At 46.9% G+C, this 25,547-nt stretch carries 15 protein-coding genes; 1 reads left to right on the top strand and 14 read right to left on the bottom strand.

Annotated elements, in window-relative coordinates; translation table 11 throughout:
- The first annotated feature begins 157 nt into the window (after positions 1–157).
- Positions 158–592 (top strand): hypothetical protein, encoded by a 435-nt coding sequence (locus RWY97_RS05730; RefSeq protein ID WP_314077475.1) that lies wholly within the window; start codon positions 158–160, stop codon positions 590–592.
- 122 nt (positions 593–714) lie between these two features.
- On the opposite strand, the gene RWY97_RS05725 is transcribed toward RWY97_RS05730, so the two are convergent.
- The 14 genes from RWY97_RS05725 to RWY97_RS05660 form a co-directional block, all read right to left on the bottom strand.
- Positions 715–2,328, bottom strand: a complete 1,614-nt coding sequence (locus RWY97_RS05725; RefSeq protein ID WP_315566086.1) for a dipeptidase — start codon at positions 2,326–2,328, stop codon at positions 715–717.
- 70 nt (positions 2,329–2,398) lie between these two features.
- Positions 2,399–4,048, bottom strand: a complete 1,650-nt coding sequence (locus RWY97_RS05720; RefSeq protein WP_273176268.1) for a M23 family metallopeptidase — start codon at positions 4,046–4,048, stop codon at positions 2,399–2,401.
- 33 nt (positions 4,049–4,081) lie between these two features.
- Positions 4,082–4,930, bottom strand: coding sequence for a carboxylating nicotinate-nucleotide diphosphorylase (gene nadC, locus RWY97_RS05715; RefSeq protein WP_273176267.1), 849 nt, complete (start codon positions 4,928–4,930; stop codon positions 4,082–4,084).
- Positions 4,931–4,946: 16 nt separating this feature from the next.
- Entirely contained in the window at positions 4,947–5,192 is a 246-nt protein-coding gene (locus RWY97_RS05710; RefSeq protein ID WP_315566052.1) for a hypothetical protein, read from the bottom strand.
- Positions 5,192–6,163 carry a DUF4296 domain-containing protein gene (locus RWY97_RS05705; RefSeq protein WP_315566050.1) on the bottom strand — a complete coding sequence of 324 codons (972 nt, stop codon included), beginning with the start codon at positions 6,161–6,163 and terminating at the stop codon, positions 5,192–5,194. Before RWY97_RS05705 ends, RWY97_RS05710 begins: the two co-directional genes overlap by 1 nt.
- A complete protein-coding gene (locus RWY97_RS05700) occupies positions 6,160–6,792 on the bottom strand; it encodes a lipoprotein signal peptidase (protein WP_315566048.1) in 633 nt (210 codons plus the stop codon). Before RWY97_RS05700 ends, RWY97_RS05705 begins: the two co-directional genes overlap by 4 nt.
- 21 nt (positions 6,793–6,813) lie before the next feature.
- Positions 6,814–7,194, bottom strand: a complete 381-nt coding sequence (locus RWY97_RS05695; protein ID WP_021583014.1) for a TraR/DksA family transcriptional regulator — start codon at positions 7,192–7,194, stop codon at positions 6,814–6,816.
- Positions 7,195–7,277: 83 nt separating this feature from the next.
- The gene (ileS, locus tag RWY97_RS05690; protein WP_315566046.1) at positions 7,278–10,826 is read right to left on the bottom strand and encodes an isoleucine--tRNA ligase; all 3,549 of its coding nucleotides are present in this window, start codon (positions 10,824–10,826) and stop codon (positions 7,278–7,280) included.
- A 288-nt stretch (positions 10,827–11,114) separates the two neighbouring features.
- Complete coding sequence (locus RWY97_RS05685; protein WP_315566044.1) at positions 11,115–14,672, bottom strand: glycosyl hydrolase 2 galactose-binding domain-containing protein; 3,558 nt, start codon at positions 14,670–14,672, stop codon at positions 11,115–11,117.
- A 153-nt stretch (positions 14,673–14,825) separates the two neighbouring features.
- Positions 14,826–16,817 carry a glucosamine-6-phosphate deaminase gene (locus tag RWY97_RS05680; protein ID WP_021583089.1) on the bottom strand — a complete coding sequence of 664 codons (1,992 nt, stop codon included), beginning with the start codon at positions 16,815–16,817 and terminating at the stop codon, positions 14,826–14,828.
- Positions 16,818–16,868: 51 nt separating this feature from the next.
- Complete coding sequence (gene nagB / locus RWY97_RS05675) at positions 16,869–17,663, bottom strand: glucosamine-6-phosphate deaminase (RefSeq protein ID WP_315566043.1); 795 nt, start codon at positions 17,661–17,663, stop codon at positions 16,869–16,871.
- A gap of 606 nt (positions 17,664–18,269) precedes the next feature.
- Entirely contained in the window at positions 18,270–19,760 is a 1,491-nt protein-coding gene (locus RWY97_RS05670; protein ID WP_315566041.1) for a RagB/SusD family nutrient uptake outer membrane protein, read from the bottom strand.
- Positions 19,761–19,779: 19 nt separating this feature from the next.
- A complete protein-coding gene (locus RWY97_RS05665; protein WP_315566039.1) occupies positions 19,780–22,785 on the bottom strand; it encodes a SusC/RagA family TonB-linked outer membrane protein in 3,006 nt (1,001 codons plus the stop codon).
- Between the two features lie 552 nt (positions 22,786–23,337).
- The gene (locus RWY97_RS05660; protein WP_315566037.1) at positions 23,338–25,542 is read right to left on the bottom strand and encodes a S9 family peptidase; all 2,205 of its coding nucleotides are present in this window, start codon (positions 25,540–25,542) and stop codon (positions 23,338–23,340) included.
- Positions 25,543–25,547 lie beyond the last annotated feature (5 nt).

Genomic DNA, 25,547 nt, shown 5'->3' with positions numbered 1-25,547 from the left:
ATGGGGCAAAGATAATATAAAAATCCTAAATCCACAACTTTAAACGCTATAAAAGCCTAAAACAGTTTGATTTCTTATCAAGAACAATTACCTTTGTAATATTTCAAATAACGATCGCATCGTGTATATTTTCTATCTCCACATAAATCAATAAGTTATGAATACAAAGAATATTCTTTTCATTATATTGTCCGCTTTCTTACCGTTTTTCGCTTCTGCCCAAACAAATAAACCTTTTCAAGGAACAATTTATAATGCCGAATACCAGGTATATATCCAGATGGACTTCTATGAAAAAGACATAGAGGTACCCGAGCAAGAGATTTTCGGCTCACTTCCCGGCTATTTAGGCGCTCAAAGAGATACGCGTAAATGGCTTATCACAGACATTTCACTCACCAAACCCACATCAGCACACCTTTCCATCATCAATGATTACGGTAGCGAAGATCTCACCGCAACGCTTACCCAAAATGATGACGGTACTTATACATTCACGCAACAAGAGGGAAGCACCATTAAAATCGTTGTCGACCGCAAGTGGGTGAAACTCCCCAAGAAGCTTATTTTTGTGACGAAAACAATACCTTGATCGTAGTCAGATGAAGAATTAGCATATCATTAAAATAATAAACAATAAAAAAATACCCGAATGTAAGCTAAATTTACATTCGGGTTATTTTATATGTCAGTGCAGATTCTAAGACATATACCTTATTCTGATGGACAAGCAAACTTATCACCAGTCGCCCCGATGAGTTTTTTAGCAAATGCTTTGGGATAACCAGGACGAGAAACCTTGGCACCTATTCCCGTGGCAGTACGCTCGAAGACACCGTTATGATCGGGCTTAACAATCATATCGTTGTATTTCACGATAAGATAGATGGCAAGCTGTTTCCAGCGAGCAAGCATCTCTTGTGCCTTCGTATTGCTATAATCGTTGAGATATTCAACGGCCAACGTCGGGTTGGTAGCATAGAGCGTGCGCGCCTGGGATTCTACAGCAGGTTGATGAGCAAAATAAGAGCGCTCAAGACTATCACGCACCTCGCGCAACGAGGGAAACATCTGCACATAACGGGGATAAACCATATTGCTCACCCAATTGCAAACCCAGTACGCATTCTTGTCAGAGAAAGTGAGTGCATCTGCACCCGGCGTATTATAACATTCGGGTTGGACGGTGTTGCCACAATAGATAGGTGTATAAGCAATCATATTGCCATCGTCGTTTCCAAACCAAAGCACACCTCCGATTTGTCTCGGCAGCCACGCGCGCATCTGTGCGACATAAGAAAAGCCGGTCTGCTGCGTGCTGGTAGGACGCTCATTAAAATATTTCTTACCCTCGTACGTGAACGATAATGGTGTCGGGCGATAAGGCATCTGCCATATTCCGCTCCCGACATCAGCGCTGTCGGTAGCTAAGGCAGTTCCTTCGTAATGATCGCGCATACACATTTCTACATCTTGCACACTCAATTTACGATTTGGAACAATCCAAAGTGGCATATCTTCTGCATTCGGATCTTTTCCTAAAGCCCACGGAAGATAGCGATCAAAATCGGCATCAAAATGTCGGAAGAAACTCCACACACGCGCATCACAGAAACGTCGGCCGCTGAATGTGGGTTTTGCGTAGACATTTTTCCACGAGAAGTCAGCATCTTTCCCCATAAACCATCCCATCTTACGGGCATAGGAGACCACATCTTTTGAGTAAAGTACATTGTTTTTGTCCTTCATATTAAACTTGCCGATACGGCTTTGGTTAGCGTGCCCGCAAATTGCATCGTCGGGAATACGCATAGCCACCCACACCGTTCCTTTCGAACCAGGCCCTTTTCCCATCATTTCCATAATCCAAGCTTCATTCGGATCACAGATAGTAAAGGTTTCGCCTCCACTACAATAACCATATTTCTCTGTGAGCGAAGTCATCACACGAATGGCCTCGCGCGCTGTTTTAGAGCGTTGCAAAGCCACATAGATGAGCGAACCATAATCGAGAATACCGGTTGTGTCGACCATTTCCTCGCGCCCGCCATAAGTCGTTTCACCAATGGTTACTTGGTACTCGTTGATGTTTCCGATAACATTATACGTTTCGGGAACCTCGGGAATCTCGCCGTGATACACCTTTGTATCCCAATCGATGATCTTACGCATCTCTCCCTTGGCGTGTTTAGCCGCAGGAAAATGGCACAGACCGATGAACATTCCGTAATCATCAGCATTGTAGGTGCAAATGACAGAACCGTCTTTCGAGGCCTTTTTGCCCACGATAAAATTGGTACAAGCGCTCGCTTTAACGGATAAAAACATTGCCGCAACGAGCAAAAACAGAACTCTTGAATTGTGTACTGAACGTTTACTCATATCTTAATTGGTTAGGTTAATACTTTACTTGTGTCATAAAAATGCGTTTGTTTGCCCGATTATCTGTTGCAATAAACGTCAGGCGATGCATCCCTCCGGTACGTTTGATCGGTGTTTGGGTAAGGTCGCAACACACCCACGGACTCTTGGGTACTTCCTCGAAAAGAACAAACTTTCCATCGATATATCCCTCATAAGAAGCCACCCCGCTTCCCCTGTCCCATAAGCCGATTCGCACGATGTGGTTAATCGGCCAGCGATTAACCGTTAATGGCGTGATGATTGGCGGTATATCGTCGTACGAAATACCGTAAGTTGCAGCGAGCTCTCGTGCACGTCCCGTCACCCATCCATTTTGATAGGTTCCACCCATATACCGATCCGTTCCCCAATGGCTGACGATATAGAGCTTGGAAGGATCTTTTACTGGCCGTTTCAGACGTATACTGATCTTAGTATAATGAAATAGTGGGAACGATGCAGGCATCAGTTGATAGGTGTCGGATAGTTGTCCTGGACAGAATCTTATTTTAGGTCGTGTCTCACAATGGTCAGCTAAACACGTAGAAGGAAGCACAAGTTGCATCCCCGGAAGCTGAACGACATTCATTTTGTCCCATCTGAGCGTGCGCATCGGATGCATTTCGCGCCGTGACTGGATGACTGCTCGTTTACCAGTGACCGTGAACGTATATCGACTGTTATTACCTTTGAAATCTGTCAAAGAATAAGTGAGGTGATAATCGCGTTCCTGATTGAAGTCAATCAGTCCGCGGCCGGCATCGGCCCAAAGACAAGGAAGCGTGACACCAGGCAGAATGAAAGAACGCATATACCATACATTATAACGCAGAAAATGCTCGTAATCCCCCCAAGCATTGACCATCATATTGTCTTCTACGGGCACACGACCGACATCGCTACTGAAAACAAGATGCCCGTCTACAAAAAGTTCGGTCTTCCTGACACCGTAACGATTATACGTTATTTCCATATAATCGTTGGCCCAAATACCAAAGCCCACTTTTCCCCACGCCGTAAACTTACGCGTCAAATTGTGAGCCGTAAAAGGAAACGACTGCTTGGAGCTTCCGCCACAGAATACGCCTTCTCCCATTTGGGGATAAGCCATAAAGCCATGAGCCATCGGCGCCAAGCTATCCTTGACTGATCCGCCAATCAAATCGAGTGGATCGCGCATCTCCCACGTACGCGTATCGTGTACTTCAAGATGTAAATGGGGTGCCTGCGATGCACCCGAATTACCACTGACAGCAATCAACTGTCCCCGAGCTACGGGCAAATCAGTTGGGGCAAATAACATATCGCCGACATAAGAACGATGTGCATACTGCCACTTTCGCACCATTGCGGTAATTTGCGGAGCAAATTTCTTCAAATGACAATACACACTCGTATAGCCCTCCGGATGATGTATATACACCGCATTGCCGAAACCGCCGATACCCACAGATACGTGTGAGACATAACCATCACCTATTGAGAAAATAGCTTTGCCCTCAACGCCGCCCGTTTTGATATCCGTGCCGCCGTGGAAATGGTTAGGCCGAGGTTCGCCGAAATTGCCGGCCAAAGCTATTTCATAGTTGACCGGTGAACCGAAAACGACACTTGCCGCGAGAAATATACTGAACAACCAATTCAAAAGACTGCGTTTTGATATTTGATAAAACGAATGCTAACAAGCCTTGAAACTCATATCCAAACCCTTGACACTATGAGTGAGTGCACCGACAGAAATAAAATCTACCCCCTGCTCGGCATAATCGCGAATCGTATCGAAAGTAATACCGCCCGAAGACTCCGTTTCTACTCGCCCTGCAATGAGTTTGACGGCTTTTCTTGTATCAGGAACCGAAAAGTTGTCGAGCATCACTCGATCGACTCCTCCTTTGTCGAGCACACGCTGAAGCTCGCCAAAATCACGCACTTCAATTTCTATTTTCAAGTCGAGCTTCTTATCTTTCAGATACCGATGGCAACGGTCGATAGCATTTTCTATGCCACCCGCGAAGTCGATATGATTATCTTTGAGAAGAATCATATCAAAAAGACCGATACGATGATTGGTTCCACCACCAATCTTCACGGCCTGTTTTTCGAGCATCCGAAGTCCTGGCGTAGTTTTACGGGTATCGAGAATGCGGGTGTGAGTACCTTTGAGCCGTTCCACATACTGGCGAGTCATTGTGGCAATACCGCTCATCCGTTGCATAATATTCAGCATCAGACGTTCTGTTTGTAACAAAGAACGCGTCTTACCTGTAACCACCATTGCGATGTCGCCTACCTTTACGGGCGATCCGTCTGGGATGCGTACCTCGACTTTCAACGTCGGATCGAAAGCGGCAAACACATTCTTGGCCACCTCTACACCTGCCAGGATTCCGTCTTCTTTTATCAGAAGGTGCGAACTTCCGGTGGCATCTTCGGGAATGCAACACAGCGTGGTATGGTCGCCGTCGCCGATGTCTTCAGCAAAAGCCAGTTCTATCAAACGGTTTTCAAGTTCATCAATATTCATCATTGTGCTCTTTATGCGATTATTCTAATAATTTTCCATTATTGTCAAGAGACATCGGCCCTTCAAACCAATAAGCTCGCAATGCACCTCTTGTATCACGACAAAGCTGGATGGTGCCTTCTAACCACTCTGTTACGGGCAACTCATCCACAAATGGATAATAATTCACCACGTGCCCGTGACTGATTTCTACTACGGCTTGTCGTAACACCCGATCTTTATCGATCACCCTGTGCGCCCCGACTCGCCGAAATGCTGCGCTCATCAAGTATGAATCTCTTTGGGGAGAAGTGGAGCTTCGCCCACATTTCCCGATGATTCTGTGGACGGAATCTGCGGAACCGACCGTGATTCTCCATCCGATTGCGATTTTGTCGGAATTCCCTGGCCTGCAGAAACAGAATCAACCTTGGTCGAGTCGGCAGCAGCTTGCTTCTTTTTCTTACCTTTTTGCTCGTGAATCCGAATCAATCGAAGCCTACTAATGGCCATTATCTGCAAGGTAGTTGTGGATTGCTCAGGCGACAAGCTCCTATTCAGCATCAAAAAACCACTCACCTGTTTGATGCCAAGATGTCGGTCGTCACGCACCTGTAATGTATAAGAAGATGAGCCTGTGACGTGCAACACTTGCGAAGCCGTACTGTCGTTACCGAACTTCACAGCTAATACGGCGATACCGTCGCGCGTTCCATCTTGGTAAATAAACTGTGCCCTGAAATGGAGCAGAATGACATCGCCCCTATGAAAAGCCGAATCGGCTTTGACGGAAAATGACATTTGATTGAACGGCGGCTTCGGAACAAAAACAGCCGAGGTTTCACCTTTCCAAATATTAGCTGTATCTCCTGTGGCCGAAAACGTGTTATAACTATCTGCTCCACTGGCCGACGCACCCAGCGACACGGCCTCGTCGCTCATTCGCTTAGCCAGATGCTCGTAAATCTGGTGCATCCGATCAGCATGGCGCATATAATACACCAACGACGAATCGAACTCTGCCGTCGTTACACCGTGTTTTTTCAGCACGGCCAATCGGTAAGCACGCTGGCACACGACTTGATCGACCGATTGCAGCGCTGCCATTCCGTCGGCGACATGATAATCGTAAAGGATGTCTTCCATATCGTCTGGCTGAATGTATCGGCTAGGAACGCCAGGTTTACAACCTACTGTCAGCACAAATGAGCCGATCAACAGAACCGCCGTAACGATATGTACGGAGAGATTTTTCATAGTTTGCGAAACGAAATCTGCCCCAGCTCTTTCCTACAAAAAATAAGTAGAGCCACAAAGCCCACGCTTACGCACGAGTCGGCGAAATTGAACACCGGACTGAAAAATACAAACTCCTCACCGCCCCAATACGGAACCCAATCGGGCCACGTGGTAACAATCAGTGGAAAATAAAACATATCCACCACCTTACCCATCAGAAATCCTGCATAGCCCGTACCGAAAGGTACCCACTGAGACACGGAGAAAGGCGACGACGCACTGAAAACAAGTCCGTAGAACATCGAATCAAGCACATTTCCCACTGCGCCGGCCACTACCATCGACAGCAGAACCACATAGCGGGTACGCGCACCGGCCTTTACCTGTCGATAGATGTACCAGCCGATAACACTAATAGCACACAACCTAAGCACGCTTAAGAATAGCTTATTGAAAAACGTCAGACCGAAAGCCATCCCTTTGTTCTCAACAAAATCGATGTAAAACCAATCAGTTATGCGAATCGATTCGCCTAACGACATATTCGTCTTGACGACAATCTTAACCAATTGGTCGATCACCAGAATCGCTATGATAATGAGCACAGACAAGCGTCCGTCGGTGAAAAATTCTCGATACTTTCTCATCCTCTCCTCTTTCCGCCTACATCAACGTTTGCGCGCATTTTTCGATTCCACACTCAGTGTAGCGTGGGGCACGGCGCGTAAACGCTCTTTCGGAATCAGTTCACCCGTTATCCGGTCAATACCGTAAGTTTTATTCTTGATTCGCACAAGCGCAGCTTCTAATCCCGTGATAAACTTCTGCTGCCGATTGGCCAACTGTACCAGCTCTTCCTTACTCTGCGTGGTGCTACCCTCCTCCAAAACTTTATACGTAGGCGATGTATCGTCAACGTCGTTGTTGTCTTGGTTCATCAACGTGCGCATCATCGACTCATAATCGCGGCGAGCTAATTTCAGTTTCTCGTGAATGATGCTGCTGAATTCCTCCAGTTCTTCATCACTATACCTTTTCTTTTCTACCATAATTCTTAAGTCATTTAATGGTTTTACTCTCTATTTATTATCTCGATAATTGTATCTACTACGGCACATGCTCATTTGTCGCGTCATATCTTCTCAACTACAATGCGGATCGTAAACTCATCAAAGTCTATCTCTGCACCTGCGTTGTCGGCTAATTCGATCGTATCAGATAGTACTTGCGTGCAGATGTATTTGCCGTAGTCGGCCACAGCAGTCTCAACCTGCGGATAGGGCGAGAGAGTGACGCGGATGCGGTCAGTGATTTCTAAACCACTCTCTTTACGCAGATTCTGAATACGATTGATCAGTTCACGGGCCATACCCTCACGGCGAAGCGCTTCGGTAAGCTCTACCTCAAGAGCTACTGTCAGATTGCTCTCATTAGCCACTAACCAGCCAGGGATGTCTTCATTGATAATCTCTACGTCGGTAATATCTACACTCACAAATTGGCCAGCAATGTTGAGTTCGATTTTCCCGTCACGCTCCAAGTCGGCAATACGGAGTTGAGTAAGCGCACTCATCTGTGCGGCGATATCTTTCATTAAGCTACCGTACTTCTTACCCATCGTTCGGAAATTACACTTCACTTTCTTCACCAGCACACTACTTCCTTCAACGAAACGTAACTCCTTAACGTTTACCTCGTTCTTGATGAGTTCTTTCACAGCTTCAATATGCATTTTCTGGGTTGCATCCACGGCGGGAATCATAATCTGCTGCAAGGGCTGGCGAACTTTGATATTAACTTTGCGACGCAAAGCGAGCGTCATCGATGTGATTTTTTGCGCCAGCTCCATCCGTACTTCAAGTTCGGAATCGATGACAGTATCATCGGCCTCAGGAAATCGTGTTAGATGTACCGAACAGGTGGAATTGCTGAGGTCTCCCCAGAGTCGGTCGGCATAGAACGGTGCGAACGGTGCCAGCAGCTTGGCTACAGTGGTCAGGCAGACGTAGAGCGTTTGATAAGCCGATAGTTTGTCGGTGTCCATCTCTTTCCCCCAGAACCGTTTTCGATTGAGCCGTACATACCAGTTGCTGAGATCGTCATTGACGAAAGCGTCGATGAGTCGACCAGCACGCGTAGGATCGTATTGCCGAAGTTCGCGGTCAACACCTTTTATTAATGTATGAAGCGAGGAGAGAATCCAACGGTCAATCTCGGGGCGGTTTTCCACCTTGATTTGAGGCGTGGTTGGGTCAAATCCATCAACGTTAGCATAGAGTGCGAAGAAAGAATAGGTATTGTAGAGCGTACCAAAGAACTTACGACGCACCTCGTCTACACCGTTAGGATCAAACTTGAGGTTATCCCATGGCTCCGAATTGGTCATCATATAGAAGCGCACAGGATCGGCTCCGTATCGGTCAATCATCTCAAAGGGATTGACCACATTACCTATGTGTTTGCTCATTTTGTTTCCTTTCGCGTCAAGCACGAGTCCCGTAGAGATCACGTTCTTGAATGCCACACTGTCGAACACCATCGTGGCGATAGCGTGCAGAGTAAAAAACCAGCCGCGTGTTTGATCAACACCTTCGTTGATAAAGTCGGCAGGAAAAGCCTGTCGCCTAGCAATCGCATCGCGATTCTCGAACGGATAATGCACCTGTGCATAGGGCATTGCTCCCGAGTCAAACCAAACGTCGATAAGATCGGTCTCGCGACACATCGGTTTACCACTCTCGCTCACAAGCACAATCTTATCTACATACGGACGATGCAAGTCTATTTGTTCGTAATTCTTTTGTGCAAAGTTACCCGGTACAAATCCTTTCTCTTTCATCGGATTGGATATCATCACACCTGCTGCTACACTCTTCTCTATCTCAGCATACAACTCTTCGAGCGAACCGATGCAAACCTCCTTACCATCTTCGTCACGCCAAATGGGAAGTGGCGTACCCCAAAAACGCGAACGAGAGAGATTCCAATCGTTTAGATTCTCGAGCCAGTTGCCGAAACGACCTGTACCGGTCGATTCCGGTTGCCAGTTGATGGTTTTATTGAGTTCAACCATCCGCTCTTTCTTGGCCGAACTCTTGATAAACCAGCTATCGAGCGGATAATATAGAATAGGTTTGTCAGTGCGCCAACAATGAGGATAGTTATGTACGTGCTTCTCGATTCTGAACGCAATACCTGCCTGCTTCATCTCCATACAGATCACGACATTAAGATCTTCAGCTTCATTAGCCGCAGCTTCGTCATATCCGTCGGTATTGAATCGTGGATCGTAAGCGTTTTTCACATAGTCGCCGGCGTGATGACCATAAGTCTCAACATCAACACACGCTTCGACAAAATGTGCATCCAACTCGTTCTGCACGTAATATTTCCCCTGCAAATCTACCATCGGGCGCGTTTCACCCCGTCGGTTAATCAGAAACAGAGACGGGATTTCGGAATCTTTAGCCACCTTGGCATCATCGGCGCCGAATGTAGGGGCAATGTGCACAATGCCCGTACCGTCTCCAGTGGTGACATAATCACCAGGAATCACGCGGAAAGCTTTCTCCGCCATCTCAACAAATTGATCTTTACCATTCTCGCCGGTAAAAATCTTCTCCGGATGAGCAGCAGCATAGCTGTGAACAAATGCAGGCGTGTTAGCATCTAATTTAGCCGAAGGCTTTACCCAAGGCATCAGCTGCTGATACTTCAAGCCCACAAGCTCTGCCCCAGTATAAGTTCCAATGACGCGATAAGGCACCACTTTATCACCGTGTTTATAATTGTCCAGTGTCAGTTCGCATCCTTCAGGTTTTAGATAAGCGTTGAGCCGGCTCTCGGCAATAATCACCGTAATTGGCTTATCATTGTAAGTATTATACGTTTCAACAGCTACATATTCGATATTCGGTCCTACGCACAATGCAGTGTTCGAAGGCAAAGTCCACGGCGTAGTAGTCCAGGCTATAAAATACGGTGTTCCCCACCGAGTCCACTCTTCCCGCGGATCAATAATCTTAAACAAAGCCGTCACCGTAGTATCTTTCACATCGCGATAACAACCGGGTAGATTCAACTCGTGCGAACTCAATCCCGTTCCTGCTGCTGGCGAATAAGGCTGAATCGTGTAGCCTTTATATAATAAACCTTTCGTATAAAGCTGTTTCAACAGCCACCATAAGGTCTCGATATATTTATTATCGTAAGTGATATAAGGATGATCCAAGTCTACAAAGTAGCCCATCCGCTCAGTCATTTCACGCCACTCTGCTGTAAACATCATCACGTTTTCACGGCACTTTTTATTGTAATCGGCCACCGAGATATACTTCTCCGACTCACGGTTATCGATATCGGCCTTCGTGATACCGAGTTCTTTCTCCACGCCTAATTCCACCGGCAGCCCATGTGTATCCCAACCTGCTTTACGATATACCTGAAATCCTTTCATTGTTTTATATCGATTGAACGCATCTTTGATGGCACGTGCCAGTACGTGGTGGATTCCCGGATGTCCGTTAGCCGATGGTGGGCCCTCGAAAAATACGAATTGTGGACATCCCGCCCGTTCATCGATCGACTTATGGAAGACATCGTCCTGCTTCCACTTGTCCAGGACCTCACGATTAACTACGGTCAGATCCAGACCGTTATATTCGGCAAATCTCTTAGCCATTTTCTTTCTATTATGATTATATCGTTACTGATTTCAAGGCGCAAAGATACGAAAAAGAGATGTAATAAGAGAATAAAATCAAAAGAATATCCACTCCTCTCTCATTAGGCAATAATGAAACCTTACATCTTCTTTCTGCTTTGAACCAAACCACTGAAAACCTTACCGAAATACCTTTTCACATTGTAACAAATAGATTTGTATTCCTCATCTACTTAGTATAAATAAAACCTCCCCATCTTCTCCAAAGAGAGATGGGGAAAGTAAAGATTCTTTCTTTTAGATTATTTATAAAGAAAGATTAGAAACAATATTTCTTTCCACATTATACCCACTGAGCTCCACACGAGACTTGATGCCCCGCGAGTCTTCATCCCTCCAACTAATGGTTATCGTCTTTTCGCGGCCGGGAAGCAGCGAAAAATAATTGTCGCTATATATCACGGGGAGAATCTGTGAGCCGTCTTCACCCAATAGATTGAGGCGAATCATCAGCGCGGGTGTTGCAGTCTTGTTAGCAAGCACCAGTGTAGCTGTCCACGTGTTACCGTTGCGTATTGTATGAATGGTTTGGTTCAAACCAACAACCGGCAACAATTTCAGACCTTGAAAATTGTCAGTTACAGTAGATTCCACGTAAAAATTTTCTGAAACCAATTGTTTTCGCTCATCCAACAACTGTAAATCGATGAAATAAACACCCGTATCCGCGCTGGGATCAGCTATGGCAATATCTGTCACAGTGGTGTTTTCACCAATTGTTAACGCCCGTTCTGCGTACCACAAACGCTTACCCTGCTTGTCGAACATAGTTGCACAAACTGTAAATCCAGCTAAACTGTCAGCCCGAAGACTGATAATCTCTACCCGACGCGTAAGCGGATTCCATTGGATATGCAGCGGCTCGCAGGCTTTCTTAGCACCAAAATAGGCAGCAGTAGGTTCAAGATAATAGTCGTAAGTTTGCCAAACCATCGTCGGCCAGCACGGATGGCTCATCCAAATAAGCAATCCCTGTCGGTCTTTACTCGTCGATTCGAACATCGCCCGATACCCATTATAATTAATCCATTGTGCCAATGTCGTGAAATCGCGGGCATTTTTCGGCGTACCGAACCCTCTCTCAATGAGCGAATTGAATGATTCGCCGCGCTGAGCACCCCCCATCGTGTAGTCGTGTTGGCCCCAAACGGCATTCTGTGGCCATAATTGATCGGAGCGTAGAGTACGAACAAGCCCCTCGAAAGTCATCACCGCCGGCATACCTCGCTCTGTGTGGAGCTTCCCCGTTTGCTTTTCAAAATACTCTTTTGCCGCCAATGCGTTGTAAGGACCGTGCCCACTGACACCTTCATCAGCCGAACTTGATATATAAAGAAGGTTAGGATGCAATGCAGCAACATCGGTTCGCAAAGCCTGGTCGAGGCTTTCGGGAGGGTAACCCTCATTCCGTCCGCAATAGATCACAATGCTCGGATGGCGACGAATACGATGAATCAGATCGCGTGCATTGGCAAGAAACATCCGCTCATCAGCCGGATCGGGACCGTCAGAAGGATTGGCAAGCCAAAAATCTTGCCAAACCAAGATTCCATAACGGTCGCAAGCATCATAAAATTCATCGTCACCAGTCTGTCCCACCCAGTTCCGAATCATATTGAAATGCATCTCTTTGTGATAGTGAACGGCCGCATCATACTCCCGAGTACGATAATTGAGATTGCTTTCGCTGAACCCCCAGTTGCCACCCAAGGGCACAATACGACGGCCGTTGACATAGATTTTGAGTTGAGTTGCGGTATCTCGATAGGCTACTTCGCGCAGTCCGACTTTGAAATGCAGCGAATCGGAAATACCATCAGCCGTTTTCACTTCAAAACCGGCATCATATCGATAAGGCTGTCCGTAGCCGTTGGGCCACCAAAGACGCATTCGCTGCCCACGTAACTGTGCAAATTCGTCAGGAGAAAACGTCACTTCCTGTCTCGAATAAGGTGCAACAGTCACATCTTTGGTAAAATGCAAATGACCGATCCGGCCCGTAACGGTGGCCGAAACGGCATGATCTTCACTATTAGTGAGGCACACCGCGGGCGTCATCGTGACCAAGGTGTCTGGCAAAGACAGGTGAGTGGTGACGAGCGGGTCGGCTAATTTCAGTGTGCCCGACGTCGACAGATAAACGTCATTCCATATTCCGATGTCGCGTCCACGTATAGTTGAGATCCAATCCCACCCTATCGTAGCATGAAAAGTTGGATTATCGGCCCCCAGAATACCGCCGTTGAAATCGGTATTCAGTGCGTTTTTCTCCTTGACCGATCCCGGATGGGCATTGCAAATAATCCTGACGGCGAGTACGTTAATACCCGGCTGCAAAACATTTGTGATGTCTGTGCAGCCCCGAATGAATGCTCCTTCAATACGATCGATACGTTTTCCATTCAGGAAAACATCGGCTTTCCAGTTGATTCCGTCGAAGTTGAGCAGCACACGGCGCCCTTTCGACAGTGCGGGGAACCGAAATTCGCGGCGATACCAGAAGTCGGTATTGAAATAAGCATCGGATATTTGCAGCAGATTATCGGCATAATTAGGATTCGGGAGAGCGCCGATGTTCACGTAAGAAGTCTGCACCGTAGCTGGTACCGTGGCCTGAATCCAACCGCGCGTGTCGTAATTCAGTAAGGAAATCTGTTCGCCCGACGCTGCCACTTGCGATGAACGCTGTAGCCGCCAGTCGCCTCCGTTGAGATAATATTTACCTCCCGACACCCCGGCTTCGGCTTTTGGGACAGCCGTCAAACCGCCACGTCCCATCACTTCCAACTCACTGAGCACGTAACACTTAGCCCCCGGCTCAGCCGCTTGCATCAAAACACGGACAAACCGACCGCTGCCTGAACAGCGAACAATCTCTTTTTGTCCGCTACCTAACGAGAGTTGGGAAATCGTTCGCCACGTAACGGCATCATCGGACACCTGCACCTGTCCTTTGGCGGCTTTATGAATCCAGTGTAAAATCACTTTATCGAAATCGGCTTTTACACCCAAATCCACATAAACCCACTGCTCGCCGGCATCCGCACTCATCCAAGCATCCTGGCGGGGATCGATCGTAAATGTCGGATGAGCATTGGCTTCGGTCACGGTCCAATGTGCGGCACCTTTCATTTTGAAGCAAACTTTGAGGTGAGAAAATGTCATCGGCTTGAGCGGCAACCGCAAATCGATGAGTCGCAAGGGCAGAAGTTCGGTATCAGTAGCCTTATTTGGATCAGAATGAACCTTATATCGTGCAGCTTTTCCGGGCAAGTCGTGACCACTGACACCACCTATCTTCGTCCAGTGCACACCGTCTTGCGAAGCTAAGCACGTAATTTCATAACCACTGTCAGCCTTTTTCTCATCATAAGCTACACGAGTCGTGAGCGTGAGTTGTGTAGCCTTGAGTTGCGCATTATGCCAATCGTATTGCAAATAGGTATCGGCTCCCATCAAGATATTACGTGTCCATTCGCCCCTATCGATAGCCCACTCGCGCTCGCGACGCGCTAACGGACCGGCGGGTATGCTGACTTCGAGAAACGACGGATCCGCCGTGGTGGTCACACCATCGGTAAGCCATTGGGCCGTGAGATTATAATCGTAAGATGAGGAACCATAAGCGGCCCGATGAAGAGCAATGTTTCGATAAGTGTGATCGGGCTTCATCACGGGCGAAAAATCCTCTGTGGGGCGCCCCGGATAAATTCCTATGCCCCTCGTAAACTCGCTTTGCCGGGCCATTCCACACATTACCGTGCAAAAAATCGATGCCACCAATAATCCCGTTCGCTTTCTCATAGTTACTGAATTAATGAAAGAATGAAACAAAAAGGGAGTTAAGCAGCCCGCTGTTCATCGCTCTTCACGCAACAGATACCTTACAGCCGCAGCGTGAAAGAGGTGAAACGACAACTCCTTAACTCTCTGAATCAAGTTTGACCAACCGCCGGTTTAAAGCGGTTTATATTCTACGAAAGCCTCCATTGCCTCGTAACAAGCCAGTCCGAGATCGTCGTAAAGCTTGGCAGTACCGCGGTTTCGGTCCTCGGAACGCTGCCAGAAGAGACGCTCATCATTACCCAAGAAAGGCGCACTCTCCATTTGGCTCTGATGCTTCAGAATCGAATTGCGTTTCGCGCGCAACTCTTCGGGACTCATCGGAACACACATTTCGATGTTTTCTATTTCCCATTCGGCCCACGCTCCGCGATACATCCAAATGCGACAATCTTTCAGCCACGCGGCATTGGCTTCTTTTTCTAAATCGATGGCAGCAAAAACGGCGTCCGTGCATTTGCGATGTGTGCCGTGAGGATCGGCCAAATCGCCGGCCACATAAATCTGATGCGGTTTCACTTTGGCAATCAAATCACGCACGATTTTGACATCTGCCTCGGTCATCGGAAGTTTTTCGATCTTTCCCGATTCATAAAACGGCAGATCAAGGAAATGTACATGGTCGAGCGGAATCTGATTGAAAGTGCACGCCGTACGCGCTTCGCCACGACGAATCAGCCCTTTGATCGTGCGAATATCGGCCGAATCAATGTCGCCCTCTTTCTTTTCAGCAAGGTATTTCTTGATTTCCTTATATTTCTTTTTAATCACTTCGTCTTTGTTTTCATCGAAAATCTGATTGAAACCGTTGATGAAATGCATAAAACGCGTTACCTCTTCGTCTCCCACAGCAATATTACCCGAGGTCTCGTAAGCCACGTGCACGTCGTGACCTTGCTGTACCAATCGGCGCAATGTACCGCCCATTGAAATGACATCGTCATCGGGATGTGGCGAAAAGACAATCACACGTTTAGGGAACGGTTTCGACCGCTCAGGTCGGTACGTGTCATCAGCCTTAGGTTTGCCACCCGGCCAGCCCGTGATGGTGTGTTGAAGATCATTGAAAATCTTGATATTGGCATTGTAAGCAGAGCCATACAAGGCCAGGAGTTCACTCAAACCGTTCTCATTATAATCCTTATTAGTGAGCTTTAAGATAGGTTTACCAGTGAGCTGACACAACCAAACCAAGGCCGAACGCACCAGTTTATCCGTCCATTCGCACGAAGTTACGAGCCACGGATGAATGATACGAGTGAGTTTAGATGCCGCCGCAAGATCGATCACTACACGCACGTTGTTATGTGTCTGCAAGAATGAAGCCGGAATAGCATCGGTCAGCGGACCTTCCACAGCCTTTTGAATGATATCTGCTTTCTCATCGCCCCACGCAGTGAGGAAGATTTTGCGGGCGGAAAGAATCGTTTGCACGCCCATTGTGATAGAACACGGAGGCACGATTTCCTGTGTTCCGAAACTCATTGTCATCTCCTGGCGCGACGTTGCATCGATCAACATCAATCGGGAAGATGAAGCAATGCCCGAACCAGGCTCATTCGTCGCGATGTTTCCGATGCGACCAATACCCAGCAAGCAAACATCGATACCGCCGAATGTGGCGATACGCTGCTCGTAAAGCCTGCAATACTCCTGCACGGCATCCTGACTGATCGTGCCATCGGGCGAGAAAACGTTCTGTGCATCGATGTCTACGTGGGCGAGGAAACGGTCTTTGAGCTGATTGAGACTGCTGTTTTTACTGTCCGGATTCAGCGGAAAATACTCGTAAGCATTGAAAACCACAACATTCTTAAAGCTCAGTTTCTCTTCGCGATGCTTGCGGATGAGTTCCGCATAGACCGGTGTGAGCGAAAGCCCCGTACCCAGAGCCAGCACACAGTAGCGCCCCTCGCGTTGCTTGGACGTAATTTCCAGCTCGATATTATCAGCTATCTCCTTCGCACCTTCTTCTATTGTGGGAAAAATATCGGTAGCAATCTTCTCGCAACGAGTAATTTCCGAGCGCTCAACAGCAGTCCGGGGACGATAAAACTCCACCGGAACCTTGTTGAGAACAATTTGTGAACTCAAATTCAGTTTCATAATAATAAGCGTTTGTTTTTAGTCATTTGTAGGATTGTTCGAGCTCAGAGATCAAAGTAGATTCCGACGCTCGATATCCTTAAAGTATTTATAGGTGCCCACTTTTAGCTCTTCTGTAGCTGCCTCATCGCAAACGATGATACCGTGTTCGTGCAATTGCAGCGCACTAATGGTCCACATTTGCGTGATGCCTCCCTCCACAGCGGCCTGCAAAGCGCGGGCTTTATGATGCCCATTGACCAAGATCAGCACCTCGCGTGCATCCATCACAGTGCCTACACCGACGGTCAATGCATGCTCGGGAACTTTCTCCGGATCGTTATCAAAGAAGCGGGAGTTGGCGATTCGCGTGTCGGTCGTAAGTGATTTCACACGCGTACGCGATCGCAACGACGACCCCGGCTCGTTGAAAGCGATGTGACCGTCGGGCCCGATACCGCCAATGAAGAGATCGATTCCACCTGCCTCGTCAATCATCTGTTCGTAATGCCGACACTCTTCGATCAGATCTTGCGCATTTCCGTTAAGTATATGGATATTCTCTTTGGGACAATCGATGTGGTCGAAAAGATTGCGCGCCATAAACGAATGATAGCTCTCGGGATGCGACTCGGGCAACCCCACATACTCATCCATATTGAATGTCATCACGTTTGCAAACGAGACACGGCCTTCCTGATAAGCCTTCACTAACTCGCGATACATCCCCTCGGGCGAAGAACCCGTCGGAAGCCCCAACACAAACGGCTTCTCGCGCGTGGGCTGAGCCGCATTAATACGTTCAACAACATAATTTGCGGCCCATTTAGACAACAAATCGTAATTGGATTCAATAATTAACCTCATTTTGTTTATGCTATAAAATATTCTGATAATCTGTCAACCGGCAATTTGATTTCGTGCCATTTAGTGACGCAAAGATACTATTTTTCCGAGAGAAAACAAAAGACGACGCACGCTTTTCCGACAAAATACCTAAAAATGGGGGGCATCTGCTCTTTTGCATAAATATAAATCATAATTTGCTTTGCAGATGAACTACGCAAAGAAAATAAATAGGATATAAACAATAAGATATCAGGCGATTTACGAAAAGCATCTAAACGCTATGCCATTAACCGTTAATCGCACTGCGATTAACGGTTAAACACAAGGTGATTAACCTCTAATTGCAAGAGAACCTATATATAACTGATTATCAACAATATACAGATAAAAGTATCGCTCAAAGTTTTTCGAGAAAAGCCCCACCCTACACATTCATCCGTAGAGATAAGGAATGTTATTTTATTTAATGTGATTGAGGCTTTTGTTTAAACCTAAATGATCTCTGTCCATAGCCCCCATCCGCCTAATTTAGAGAACTCAGAAAAATTATCGACAATAAAATGAAGCGAGGTGCAACAGCCTTTGACAGCGTTGCACCCCGTTTTCGATGAGAATTTCGATTCTTTATCGCACAACCGGAAGTGTCTTGTGCCAGTCCGTATTCTGCTGAACACCAAAACCGGCATTGATTTCTGACGACGGAATGGGATAGACAAGATTGGAGATGTCATAACCCGTAGCGCGGAATTTTACTTCCGGTGCACCATAGGCTTCAACACTTGCCTTATCTCCCCAGCGACGAAGATCCCACAAACGGAATCCCTCTTGGAAGAGTTCGCGTGCCCGCTCGTCTTTCAAGAAACTGTAAAGCGCAGTAAGCGTTTGCGGCAGTTGCGCCGTAGAAGTTATCGCAGTGTTACGCCGCGCAACGGTTAAGAGAGCCGATTGAGTATCGCTCAACTTACTAAGTTTAATGTTTGCTTCGGCCAGAATCAGGAACATCTCGGGCGCATTAACGAGATAATGGGTGGCATTGGCAGGATTTCCAGTTCTGAAAGCAGCAAACTTACCACCTCCGTAGACAGGAGCGGCATCGGTAGAAGTGCCAGCCCAGGTCTGAACAGCCGTTCGCACGTCGGTCGAAGCATACATCTTACGAATCTTCGGACTCGGACTGAAATTGTAAGTAGTCCACAGTGTTCCCGAGGAATTCGACGACCAATTCTGCGTTTCGTTAATATCGAGATAGAACATCGATTCTGTATTCGATGCGCCTCCATTGTAGAGCGACTTATAATCGGCCTTAGTATAAGTGAGCGCAGTAATTCCTGCTTTGTCGAGTGCCTGTTGTGCGTAAGTCCTGGCATTGCTCCAATCTTCCAAATAAAGGTAAGTGCGGGCCAAAAGCCCCGTCGTTGCGGCTATGCCGATATAGCATTTATCTTCGCGATCACCATCGGCAGCCTTGAAAGCAGCCAAACTTTTCTTTAAGTCTGACACTATATGCGTGTAAGTTTCCCCTACCGTAGAGCGGCTAACTTTTGTTTTTGCAGGGATGGGCAGCTCGCTGATGACGAGCCCGAGCTGTGCAGAGAAGTCCTGTCCGTTGACTTTCACCTGATGCGCAAATACGTTCACCATTACCAAGTTAGCATAAGCCCGCAACGCATAAGCCTCGGCCAAATATTGGTTCAGCACCACTTTATTTTTTTCGTCAGCCTTAGGCAGCTGTGCATTGGCAGCTTGAATGATGCGCGCTGAGTTGTCAACAATCTGATAACCATACTCCCAAATATCGTCTAAATAAGATTCTGTGTCGTCAATAGAATATCGATAAAGTTTACCCCAATGGCCGGTCTTCGTGTTCCAATAGCTTACATCGGTAGGAATATCACCGATACTGATCGCGTAATTGCCTGCAAACCGATAGTGGAACAGGTTATTATAGACTCCGGTCAATGCCGACTTGATCAGTCCCGGAGTAGATAAAGCGTCGTCGGTAGGTACGCCCGCGTGCGAATTTGTATCCAAATAACTCTCTGTGCAACCGTTGAATCCCGTTGCGAGCATAGCTGTCGCAATACCTGCGAATAAATATCTTTTTATCTGTATCATCTTTTCGTTGTTTAAATGATTAGAAACTAATCTGCACACCGCCTACGAATGTGGTTGATGCAGGATATTGCCAGGCAATAACTCCGCTGGCATAGGTCTCCGGATTATAGCCCACGAAATCGCCGGCCGTCCACGTATAAAGGTTATCTGCTGACAGATAAACGCGCACTTTCTCCATCATTGCCTTGCGAGTAAGCGCTTTCGGCAGCGTGTAACCGACCGAGATATTGCTCAATCGCAAGAAATTGCCGTTCATCAAGAAGCGAGACGAGTAGCTGGTAGCATTATTGGGATCGCCTGTAATATATTGCGGATATTTCGCATTGGGATTATCAGCGGTCCACGAGTCTGTTGCCACGCGTTTCAGCGGTGTATATTCTGACATTCCCCAACCTGTAAACCGAGCACCGGTATCGAAGACTTTGGCTCCGAGTCGGTAATTGAAAGCGATCGAAGCATCGATACCTTTCCAGTTGACAGCAGTTCCGAAACCTCCGAAAACCTTCGGATCGGGCGACCCCAGATAGCGACGGGCAGCGGCATTATAATCTGTCGTCACTTCGTCTCCCGACTCATTAAGATACCAAGTAGGCTTACCCGTGGCTCTATCTACACCCGCATATTCTTTCATATAGAAAGTTCGATAAGCATAGCCGGGCTTAATAATTGTGTAATCGCCCACAATCGGATCGCCGGTAGACAGTTTCAGTACGCGATTCCGATTCCAAGTGAGGTTGGCATAAGCCGTCCAATTGAATTCGTTCGTTCGCATAACAGTGGCGTTGAGAGCCGTCTCGATGCCCTGGTTGCGAATCGAGCCCAGGTTCTGGTAGGTGGTTTGCAAACCCGAAGTACGCGAGAGCGGGACTTCGAAGAGGGCGTCGGTAGTCTTCTCATCATAGTAATCGAAACTCAGTGTGAGGCGGTTCAACAGACCAAGATCAAAGCCTACGTCAAACTTTCGCGATACTTCCCACGTCAGGTTGGGATTTTCGAGATTCGTGGGACGTGTTCCTGGCAGACCGTGATAGTTGAAACCGGCCGTATAAAGACCGCGCGACGCATACCAATCGATATCTTGATTACCCACAGTTCCGTACGAAATGCGCAGTGTTCCGTTATTGATCACCTTATTGTCTTTCAGTTGCAGCCAGTCTTCATCAGTAAAACGCCACTTGCCTCCTACACTCCAAAAAGAGCCGAAACGATGCTTGGAACCGAATACCGAACTACCGTCGCGCCGGAAAGAAGCCGATAAATAATAACGGTCTGCATATGAGTAGTGCGCATCTCCGAAGTAAGACACTAAGCGAGCATCTTCCTTTTGGTGTTGAGAGTCGCCCCAGTGGCCCACCGTCGAGAGATCTCTGTTACCCGCACTGGCAAATGGGAAGTTGTCGCCCTGAATATAATCCACGAGATAACTCTTGCGTTGTAACTCCTGTCCCAGCATCAGGCTGATATTGTGCAGCTGATTAAACGTGCGGTTCCAACCTAAAATATTGTTCCACGTAACGGTGCTTCGCTGCGAAGTATATTGCTGTCCTAAACCATTATAATCGATACCTTGCGGATTATAAACGGCGCTCCAATATTCGTATTGCCGCAGATTATAAACGTTGACACCAAGAGTGGTTTTATAATAGATACCCTTTCCGAAATCCATTTGCAAGAAAGGGCTCAGTGTTGTGGTGTAAGTCTCCATTTTGTTAATATCTCCCAGCCCCTTATCGTTTATCGCCAGCGGATTGTATCTATTTATATTCGCATAGTTTCCATTCTTACCATAGAATGGATAAAATGGCTGCATCAGCGTGATTGCTGCGGCAATCGGATTGCTCAAAGAGCCACTTGTGGACTCAGAAGCCCCATTTTTGATGGCGTAAGCGTATGAAATATTGGCGCCGAAAGTGAATATTTTGAACTTGCTATTGAGATTGGCGCGCCCCGAATAACGCTTAAAGTCGGAACCGATAACGACTCCTTCACTGCTCATATAGCCGCCGCTGACATAATAACCCGTGTTACCAGTCTGTCCGCTCACACTCAGATTATAGTCCTGATAGTATCCCTTGCGGGTCACGGCATCGAACCAATTATAGTTAGAAACGCTTTTCAAGCCATTTTCTTTGAGCAATTCTTGATAATATTCCTGCTGAGTCTTATCCTTATAGCGGGCAGCCCGACCTGCGGCATACAGCTGCAAGGTCTGCTCGGCATCAGCAAACTCCATATTGTTATTGGCCACTGTCACAAAACCTTGTTTGACATCGAGATTCACGTTAAACTTACCCTGACTGCCACTCTTGGTCTTGATTACAATCACACCGTTGCCTGCACGCGCCCCATAGATAGCCGTTGCAGCGGCATCTTTCAACACCGTAACGCTCTCAATATCGTTCGGATTAATCGAAGCCATTGGATCCAAAGCATTATTCGTATTCTTATTCAGCGCATCTTGATCCGAATTGACTGGCACCCCGTCGATAACATAAAGCGGCTGCGTACCTGAATTAAGCGAGCCTCGCCCCCGAACGTAGACCGAGCCCCACGTTCCAGGCGCACCCGAAGAGTTGTTCATCTGTACACCCGTCACCGCGCCTTCGAGCGATTTAACGAAATTGGCATCGCTCTTCTTCTCGATCTTGTCGCCGTTGAGCAGCGAAGCGGCCCCCGTAAACGATGCTTTGCGCTGAACACCATAGCCCGTCACTACCACTTCGTCGATCTCTTTCGACTCACTTTGAAGCGAAACTATCATCCCATCGACTGCCGTCAGCACCTGACTTTTCATTCCCACATACTGAATCGTGACCCTTGTCTTTCCTGTCGGCAAGGTAATTGTAAACCGTCCGTCTGCATCAGTCACCGTTCCGGTGGTTGTTCCCGTTACGAGAACAGATGCTCCGACCACAGGTTCATTATCTTCGGCAGACAGAACTGTGCCCGCCACTTTGCTTTGAGCCAATACTTGCCCTGTAAATAAGAGCAAACCAGCCAACGCCATTGTCAGTCTTTTTCCCATAAACATACTACTTAATTAAACCATAAAACTTCTTATTAAAACATTTATTGACATACAAAGTTATGAATTATTATTAAACAGACAAATTTTACGTACATTTCTCACTTTTATTTTCTGTAAAAATTGTAATTACTTAATCTATATCAAGAAATCACTACCCCTTTAACCGATAAACAACCCAATATTAAACTGTCGCTACGAAACTCTATACCCTTTTCATTGAAACCCTATACATTTTCTACTGAAACCCTAATCTCTTTTAATTAAAAGCTCTTAAGTTATTTAAGAAAAATCCTTAAGCTTTTCATAGAAAGCTCTTAAGCTTTTTGTAAAATCCTATACCATTTTTGCAAAAAGTCCTATCACATTTAACATTAACGGATTTTCGCGTTCCGAGAAGTCATTAAACACAATACAAAAAGCATCTAATCGTTTAGCGATTAGATGCTTTTTACAAAGGGGAATAATCAAACCTTATTGTTTCGATACCATAAAGCAGGATACGGAAAGGCGTAATTCTCAATATCAACGACGAGCAATCATTTCTTCATCTTACTTCAAATGCTCAATAAAGAAATTCGCAATCTGCCGCAACAAATGGTTACGAGTATTGCCGCCGCGGATTCCGTGATTACGGTTCGTATAATAGAGCTCTCTGAAATCCTTATCTGCCTGTACCAATGCCTCAGCATATTCGAACGTGTTTTGCGGATGTACATTGTCGTCGGCAGTACCGTGGCAAATGAGTAAAGCCGCATTCATCTTGCCAGCTCGCGTAATGGGATTATCGCCATAACCATCGGGATTCTCCTTGGGTGTACGCATGTAGCGTTCGGTATAGATGGAGTCGTAATACCGCCAGTCGGTAGGCGGAGCCACGGCAACACCTGCTTTGAACACACCGCGCCCCTCACTGATGCTCATCAGGGTATTGAAACCGCCGAAACTCCATCCCCAAAGTCCGATGCGTGATTTGTCGATGTAAGGCTGTGAGGCTATATACAAAGCCGTTTCAACTTGATCTCGCGACTCCAAAGCACCTAATTTGAGGTACGTGCATTTCTCAAATTCAGCACCACGACCGCCTGTTCCACGGCCATCTACGCACACAACGATGAATCCTTGTTGCGCCAAATAATGTTCAAAGCTACCACCGCCGCCCATCGAACCGGAATTCCAAGCATTCATTACCTGCTGACTGCCGGGACCGCTGTATTGATAAAGAATGACAGGATATTTCTTCGCAGCATCGAAATCGACGGGCTTTACCATCCATCCGTCTAATTTCACGCCCTCGGAGGTGGTAAATGAGAAGGTCTCCCGCTTACCCAAGTCATACGAAGCCAACTTATTCCGCAGCTGTCGGTTATCGACCAGCGTTTCAAGCGTCTTCCCTTTGTTGTTGCAAAGCGTAAAAACATAAGGCGTGTTGTAGTCGCTCCAAATGTTGATGAAATACTGATAGTCGGTAGAAAAGATGGCATTGTTCACACCCTCGCGGTCGGTCAGCCGTTCCGATTTCCCATTTCTATGAGCCACAAACACCTGCCGATCGTGCGGATTAAGTGCAGCAGCCTGGTAATAGACATCACCCGATTTCTCGTCCATCCCGTAGATATGTGTGATATCATAATTTCCACCACCGATTTTACGCAGCATTTGGCCGTTCATATTATAGAGATAGAGATGCATATAGCCATCGCGGTCGCTGGGAAGCAGGATATGATTCTTGCCAATGATAGTACCTTCGATGACTTCTTCCTTGACATACCGAGGTACACTTTCTTTAATCAACAGCTGGGCCACGGTACTTCGTGGATTGACGGCATAAAGATGAAGTGCGTCTTGATGCCGATTCATCGTGTAGACAATCACGCGTTTTGGATCGTCCGTAGCCTTGATTCGCATTATATAACCGTCGGCATCGACAGGAATTTGCAGCTGTCGGGTCTGGTGTGACTTGATGTCGTAACTCCAAACCGAAGGTTTTGAATTGTCTTCACCGGCTTTCGGGTATTTATAGGCATATTCTCCGGGATATGTAGAATATTGTTTACGGGCGGGACTTAACCCCTTGAACATCTCCAAAGCATAAGTCTTCACTTTCGACTCATCATAACGTATCCAGCAAATCATTTCGCCGTCGGCCGTGAAAGTAAGTGCCTTATTGAAGCCGAACTCTTCTTCATACACCCAATCAGGCGCTCCGTTGATCACTTTATTAAACATTCCGTCTTTCGTCACTTGGCTTTCGGCATTGTCATAAAGCAATTTGACGAGATAAATATTATTGTCGCGCACGAAAGCTATCTGCCGTCCGTCGGGCGACCAGATAGGAATCTGCTGCGGTCCGCCGTCTGAAAGCCTCTCCAACTTACGGCTGGCAATCGTGTAAATGTAAAAAACAGCCTTGTAAGAACGGCGATATATATATTGTGTCTGCGTCTGAATGAGAATGCGCTTGCCATCGGGCGACAGCTGATAACCCTCAAAAGCATCAATTTTCTCACCCATCGTGTTGCTCACATCGAACAATATGCCCACCTGCTTACCCGTTTTAAAAGAGTATTGTACAATCTGTTTACCGTCCGAACTGATACGAGCATACAACTCGCCGCCGCTCAACGGATTGATGCCACTGATATAATCGGCCGAAAAAAGGCCACCGGTTATCGCTTTCAAATTAAGTTTTTCTCCTGCCATAGCATTTGAATAGGTCAGCAGCAATGCTGCACATAACGTAATAAATTTCTTCATTCGTA

Origin of the sequence: Hoylesella pleuritidis, from assembly GCF_963541955.1 — a bacterium.
Lineage (GTDB): Bacteria > Bacteroidota > Bacteroidia > Bacteroidales > Bacteroidaceae > Prevotella > Prevotella pleuritidis.
Note: the sequence above shows the minus strand (reverse complement) of the source record. Positions and strands in the feature narration are given on the sequence as shown.